Origin of the sequence: Accumulibacter sp., from assembly GCF_023806625.1 — a bacterium.
Taxonomy (GTDB): domain Bacteria; phylum Pseudomonadota; class Gammaproteobacteria; order Burkholderiales; family Rhodocyclaceae; genus Accumulibacter.
The window spans coordinates 1-4,991 of sequence record NZ_JAMTDX010000021.1 but is presented as its reverse complement, the minus strand read 5'-3'; the positions used below and the strand labels follow the sequence as shown (position 1 = coordinate 4,991).

At 67.9% G+C, this 4,991-nt stretch carries 7 protein-coding genes; 4 read left to right on the top strand and 3 right to left on the bottom strand.

The features are described 5' to 3' along the window. Positions 1-541 precede the first annotated feature (541 nt). Positions 542-1,009 (top strand): hypothetical protein, encoded by a 468-nt coding sequence (locus NFW05_RS04585; protein ID WP_295303058.1) that lies wholly within the window; start codon positions 542-544, stop codon positions 1,007-1,009. A 512-nt stretch (positions 1,010-1,521) separates the two neighbouring features. On the opposite strand, the gene NFW05_RS04580 is transcribed toward NFW05_RS04585, so the two are convergent. Beyond that, complete coding sequence (locus tag NFW05_RS04580; RefSeq protein WP_295303057.1) at positions 1,522-1,845, bottom strand: nucleotidyltransferase domain-containing protein; 324 nt, start codon at positions 1,843-1,845, stop codon at positions 1,522-1,524. A 150-nt stretch (positions 1,846-1,995) separates the two neighbouring features. Between NFW05_RS04580 and NFW05_RS18525 the strand changes: the two genes are divergently transcribed. The 3 genes from NFW05_RS18525 (at position 1,996) to NFW05_RS04565 (ending at position 3,435) form a co-directional block, all read left to right on the top strand. Beyond that, a complete protein-coding gene (locus NFW05_RS18525) occupies positions 1,996-2,223 on the top strand; it encodes a hypothetical protein (protein WP_311104688.1) in 228 nt (75 codons plus the stop codon). Between the two features lie 83 nt (positions 2,224-2,306). After that, positions 2,307-2,534 carry a hypothetical protein gene (locus tag NFW05_RS04570; protein ID WP_295303056.1) on the top strand — a complete coding sequence of 76 codons (228 nt, stop codon included), beginning with the start codon at positions 2,307-2,309 and terminating at the stop codon, positions 2,532-2,534. A 154-nt stretch (positions 2,535-2,688) separates the two neighbouring features. Further along, positions 2,689-3,435, top strand: a complete 747-nt coding sequence (locus NFW05_RS04565; protein ID WP_295303055.1) for a DUF642 domain-containing protein — start codon at positions 2,689-2,691, stop codon at positions 3,433-3,435. Positions 3,436-3,849: 414 nt separating this feature from the next. On the opposite strand, the gene NFW05_RS04560 is transcribed toward NFW05_RS04565, so the two are convergent. Both NFW05_RS04560 and NFW05_RS04555 read right to left on the bottom strand, forming a co-directional pair. After that, the gene (locus NFW05_RS04560; protein WP_295303054.1) at positions 3,850-4,263 is read right to left on the bottom strand and encodes a PaaI family thioesterase; all 414 of its coding nucleotides are present in this window, start codon (positions 4,261-4,263) and stop codon (positions 3,850-3,852) included. 235 nt (positions 4,264-4,498) lie between these two features. Then, positions 4,499-4,991 (bottom strand): DUF3782 domain-containing protein (locus NFW05_RS04555; RefSeq protein WP_295303053.1); only part of this gene is annotated, 493 nt, incomplete at its 5' end.

The following is a 4,991-nucleotide window of genomic DNA, read 5'->3' as shown; positions in this document are numbered from 1 at the left end:
CGTCAGCGGGTCCATGTCGGTAGCAACCCAGCCCTGATTACGAAGGGATTAAGACGAGTCTAATCTACCTTCTACTCTAGCGAGAAGCTGTAGCAACCCAGCCCTGAGATTACGAGGGATCAAGACGTGACCTGCCCTGACGCCGCCACCTTTGTTTGTGCGTAGGTGGGATGGCAGATGCTCTCTGGTGTCCCAGAATGGGGGGCGCGGGGCTGTTCCTCGGCAAGCGTCGGGCGAGCGGGGCCGGTTCAGGAGGGCAAGCTCAACGTCCGCGCGGACCCGCGGCCTGCTGTGCCACTCGACGAACCAGGCGCTTGGTGAGGAGGCTGGGTCGGCCGCGTACGAGGATTGACGAACATGCCTGCGCGCGGAGAGTTCGCGCGGCAAGCAGCGGGCGGCGGCGGTATAAACGCCTGTTGACCGCCACGCCGGCGCAGCGGGATACTGTGTCCCCGCGGTCAGGGCGTCGCCCGCAGGGGGAGCGCTGCCGCGTCGTTTACGTCCGGAGCATTGGGTATTTTTCCAGGAGAGGGGTATCGTCATGACACAGAACCTGGTTTCACTGCAGCTTTCCAGCCAGGACATCGCGGCGGTCGATGCAGCGCTGGCGGTCATCGAGGAGAAGCTTGCCGGGCTGATCGAGTTGTCGGTCGATCAGCGACGTTCGCTGAGCAAGATGGGCGACCGGTCGGAGGCGTTCTGCCGGCAGACGATGGTGGTGCTCGCGGAGAATCGGCAGATCCTGCCGGCGGGATTCGACTTCGCGGAAGCCGAGGCGGATCTGCGCAGTCTCGATCTGCTGCGTCCGCGGTTCGCGCGGTTGCGCCGGCTGGCGGCCAAGGCTGAGGATACCGAAATGGCGCTGGGCAGCGACATCATGAACTTCGCTCTCGACGGCTACGCGGTGGCGAAGGTGTTTGGCCAGGGTGATGCACTGGAGACGCTGAAGGAGGCGATGTCGTCGCGTCTCGCGCGTCGGCGCAAGGAAGGCGACAAGCCCGACAAGTGAACCCTGCCGGGCAGGTGGCGCGTCCCGTGGCGCACTCGCGCGGGGATCCCGAGCCGTCGAGGACGCGCCGGCCGGCGGTCAGTGGGGGGTGGCCACTGACCGGCATCGGGGAGGCGCTGTGAGCCTCGAGGCCTGAACGGTCGGGCCCCAGGGCTCCGCTTTTCGGGCTGCGGGCTCCGCTGTTCGAACGCGGAGCGCGAACCCTCGGCCGCGGAACTCGACCCGTCGAGCACGGAGCTCGACGCGTCGAGTACGGATCCTCGCCGGTGTCCCTCGATGCTCCGCTGCCCGAGCTTTTCGCTCGAGGAGGGTGGACATCGAAGCCCGAACCGTCGAGCGCCGAGCCCGAACCGTCGAGCATGGGGCTCGAAGCGTCGAGCGCCGCGCTTCCACGTCGGAGTCTGGGGCAGCGACAGTCGAGCGGCGAGCTCGAACGCGGCGCTGGCGGAGGCGAAGGCAGGTCGAAGGTATCCCGGTCGCGTCGCGCCAGCCGCAGCAGGCGCAGGGCTTCCTCACGCTGTGGCGTCATAGAGGAGCTTGCCTTCCTTCTTCGCCCAGTAGGGCACCGTGCCGGGGACCTGGCTGCGCCGCTCGAACTCCTCGCGTGAAAACACCAGGACATCGACGCCAACGCCGAGCGAACCGATGGCGCGATGGAGCTTCAGATATTCCGCCGCCCTGTCGCGCACGTCGCGCTCGACGACCAGCAGGTCCAGATCGGAGCCCGCATCGGCGTCGCCACGCGCATACGAGCCGAACACGAAAACCTGCAACGGGCTTTCGGCAGCGGCGGCGGCACGACGGGCGGCTTCGAGAATGGTTTGTTCGGCAAGCATGGTCGATCGATGGCTCTTCTGCGCGTCGATGCTATCACGAGGATCGGCAACCCGACGCAGCTTCAGGCGTGCGAGGGACCTGGAGCAGGGCGGTCATGCCTGGATCCGGCGACGCCGCGCGGCCCGGCGCCGCGGTCCCGGGGGGATCCAATGGGTGCCGACGACGTGCGCGACCGGCTCGGCCTCGCCCGCGGAGTACGGCGAGACCTCGCCGACGGCGAGCGCACGGCCGCGTTTCGTCAGTTGGCAGACGCCGACGATCGGTGCGCTGCCCGCGTCTTCTCGGCGCATTCCGACACGCTGGCCATGCTCGCGCAGCGCGCGTGGGCGGCTCGCCCAGCAAGGCGATCCCCGGTGCCGGTCGGGGTTCGCGGTTAACGACGCTCGTCGGCTTCGCCGCCCGTCTTGCACCGGCGCCGACCGCCGGGCAAGGTGCCGCGGCCGGGCGCAGGGATCGGGCCGTGGACGACCGACTTCACCGGCTGATCGAGGTCCGCTTCGGCGAAGATTCCGGCCCGCCGGGCAGGCACCAGGCGCCACTGAATCGCTGCCTGTCGAAGACGATCGCCGGCCACCTCGTTCGCCCCGATGCGCTCGACGCGACCGGAACGAGCCTGCGCTTGACGCGCAAACGAGCCGCTGGCGACGACGACCTTCGGCTCGCGGCTCCCGGTCTCCGATCACTGTGACATCGGGGTGCGCAGGCCCTGGGCGCGCCGGGCGAGTTCGCGCTCGCCGCCGCGGCGACTCGATCGCGCGGCGTGAAATAAGTCACGACTGGTCGCCCGGCATCTGTCGGATTCCTTTACAGCGCTATCCGGGGGCGGCCGGGACCTCGATCCAATGCCCGGATTTTGCAGGGACAATCAACCCCAGATTGGGCTGGCCCGGAATTTGCTCTGGTCGAATCGCGTTATCTTTCCCGCGGTGTTCCGCCCGGGTCACGCGGACAGACCGGTTGCTTTTTTTTTTGAGGAGTCGGAATCGATGAAATGCAGCTTCCTTTTCGCCGCTGTCGTTGCCGCGGCAGTGACCAGCAGCGCGCAGGCCGCGCCGTTCTTCAGCGACGATTTCCAGTCCAATGCAGTGGGCCTGAATTCCACCCCGAGCGGCTGGACGGTGTCGAATGGGACCGTCGACATCGTCGGTCCGAATAATTTTGCCGGACTCTGCCTTCCCGTCGGCAGCGAGAAGTGCATCGACCTCGATGGCAGCAGCAACGACGCGGGAATCCTGTCACGGGTGTTCGCGCTCAGTGCGGGCAACACCTATACCGTGAGCTTCGATCTCGCCGGAAACCGTCGCGGCGCGGGTACCGAGACGGGTACGGTCAGCTTCGGTACGTCGGTACTGGCCTACAGCCTGCCGGATACGCAGACGGCGTACCTCAATCTGTCGCTGCTGTTCTCGCCGGGATCGTCGGGGAACTACAGCCTGTCGTTTGCCAACGACGGCGGTGACAACATCGGCGCGATCCTCGACAACGTGGTGATCACGGTCGAGCAGAACGGCGTGCCCGTGCCGGGCACGCTTGGCCTGCTGGCCGCCGGGATGCTCGCTGGACTGGCCGCGAAGCGTCGGCGCACCTGAGGCCATCCCGTAACTCCTCGACACGTCGGCGCGGGCAATCGCCAGCGGCGGCCCGGGAAGCTGCGGCGACCCGCGCCGCGCCCGCCTGACCTGGCCGTGACGACGCTCGATCCGGAGCGCCGTCGTTCGCTCGACGGCAGGACCTGAAGGCGCGACGTCCAGGTCACGCAACGTGGTGACGGGCTTGGGCGCCTTCTCGGCGGCCTGTTGCGCGTGAAAACCGGTCGCGGGCAGACTGGCTTGCGGCAGCGGCAGCGGCAGCGGCAGCGGCAGCGAGCCGCGCGACGGTGTCGCGGTCGCGCCAGCCGCGGCAGGCGCAGCGCTTCCTCACCCTGAGGCGTCGTCGAGGCGCTGGCCTCCCTTCTTCGCCCGGCAGGGCAGCGTGCCGGGGACCGGGCTGCGCCGCGACGCGGTTCAGCGCCGCGTTCCCGGGGGAATCGAATAGGTGCCGACGACGTGCGCGACCGGCTCGGCCTCGCCTTCGGAGTACAGCGAGACCTCGCCGACGGCGAGCGTACGGCCGAGTTTCATCAGTTGGCAGACGCCGACGATCGCTGCGCTGGCCGACGGCTTGCGCAGGAAGTTGATGTTCAGGCTGGTGGTCACGACCAGCGGGAAGATGCCGATTTCGCCGAGGATCGCGACGTAGAGCGCGACGTCGGCGACGGCCATCAGCACGGGGCCGGAGACGGTGCCGCCGGGGCGCAGTTCGTCGATGCCGACTTCGTGGCGGACGGTCGCGCTGCGCTGGCCGACGTCTTCGACGGTGCATTTGGTCTGCGGGAATTCGCTGGCCAGGAATTCGGCGATTTCGGTCCGGGTGGGCATCGGCGGGCTTCTCTGCGATCGGCGCGAAGGTCGGCGGCGCGGGGACAGGCTGGCGGGGGGCCGGCCCGCGGCGCCGTCCGGGTGGGGGCGGGTCGACGATACCCAGCGCGCGCGGCGATGTCCACGGCCGGTCGCCACTTCTCCGGTGAACAGCCGGAAGCCTCATCGACCGAGGGTCGTCGAACCGACGGAGCAGGCTTGCAGCCGGTTCGTGGGCTCGACCCGTCAGCGGGCTTCACGCCAGCCCGGTGACGTCCTCGGCATAGCCAAAGACCTCGATCTCCAGGGCCTTGGCCACTTCGCGGGCCTTGGCGTCCACCATTGGCGAAACGACGATGCGCCGGTCGGCGACGCGCTGGTGCCGCTTCTCGTAGAAGCGGACCTTGCGCTCGAAAATGTACATGTCGGCCTTGGACACGGAGGATTTCAGCTCGCAGAGGATGAGCGTTCCGTCCCGGATGACGACGTCGAGTTCCACCTGATCCGGACGGCCGAAGACGATGCCCTCGTCGTCATACTCGTTGACGTTGAGCACCTCGAAGCCGAAGGAACCCTGCAGGATGCCCCTGAGGGCAGCGCGGAAGGACTCTTCCGAGGCGAGTCCCCAGCGCGCGCCCAGGGCGCCAATGGACTGCTCGGACTTGACCTTGATCGAGCGGACTTCCTTGAGCATCTCGTCCCACTTGCGGTTCTGCTCGTCCCACTTGCGGTTCTGCTCGTCCCACTTG

Bases quoted from the DNA above. Each gene is read 5' to 3' on its own strand.
- NFW05_RS04585 (WP_295303058.1), top strand. From the start codon at position 542: ATGACACAGAACCTGGTTTCACTGCAGCTTTCCAGCCAGGACATCGCG.
- NFW05_RS04580 (WP_295303057.1), bottom strand. From the start codon at position 1,845: ATGCTTGCCGAACAAACCATTCTCGAAGCCGCCCGTCGTGCCGCCGCC.
- NFW05_RS18525 (WP_311104688.1), top strand. From the start codon at position 1,996: ATGGGTGCCGACGACGTGCGCGACCGGCTCGGCCTCGCCCGCGGAGTA.
- NFW05_RS04565 (WP_295303055.1), top strand. From the start codon at position 2,689: ATGCCCGGATTTTGCAGGGACAATCAACCCCAGATTGGGCTGGCCCGG.
- NFW05_RS04560 (WP_295303054.1), bottom strand. From the start codon at position 4,263: ATGCCCACCCGGACCGAAATCGCCGAATTCCTGGCCAGCGAATTCCCG.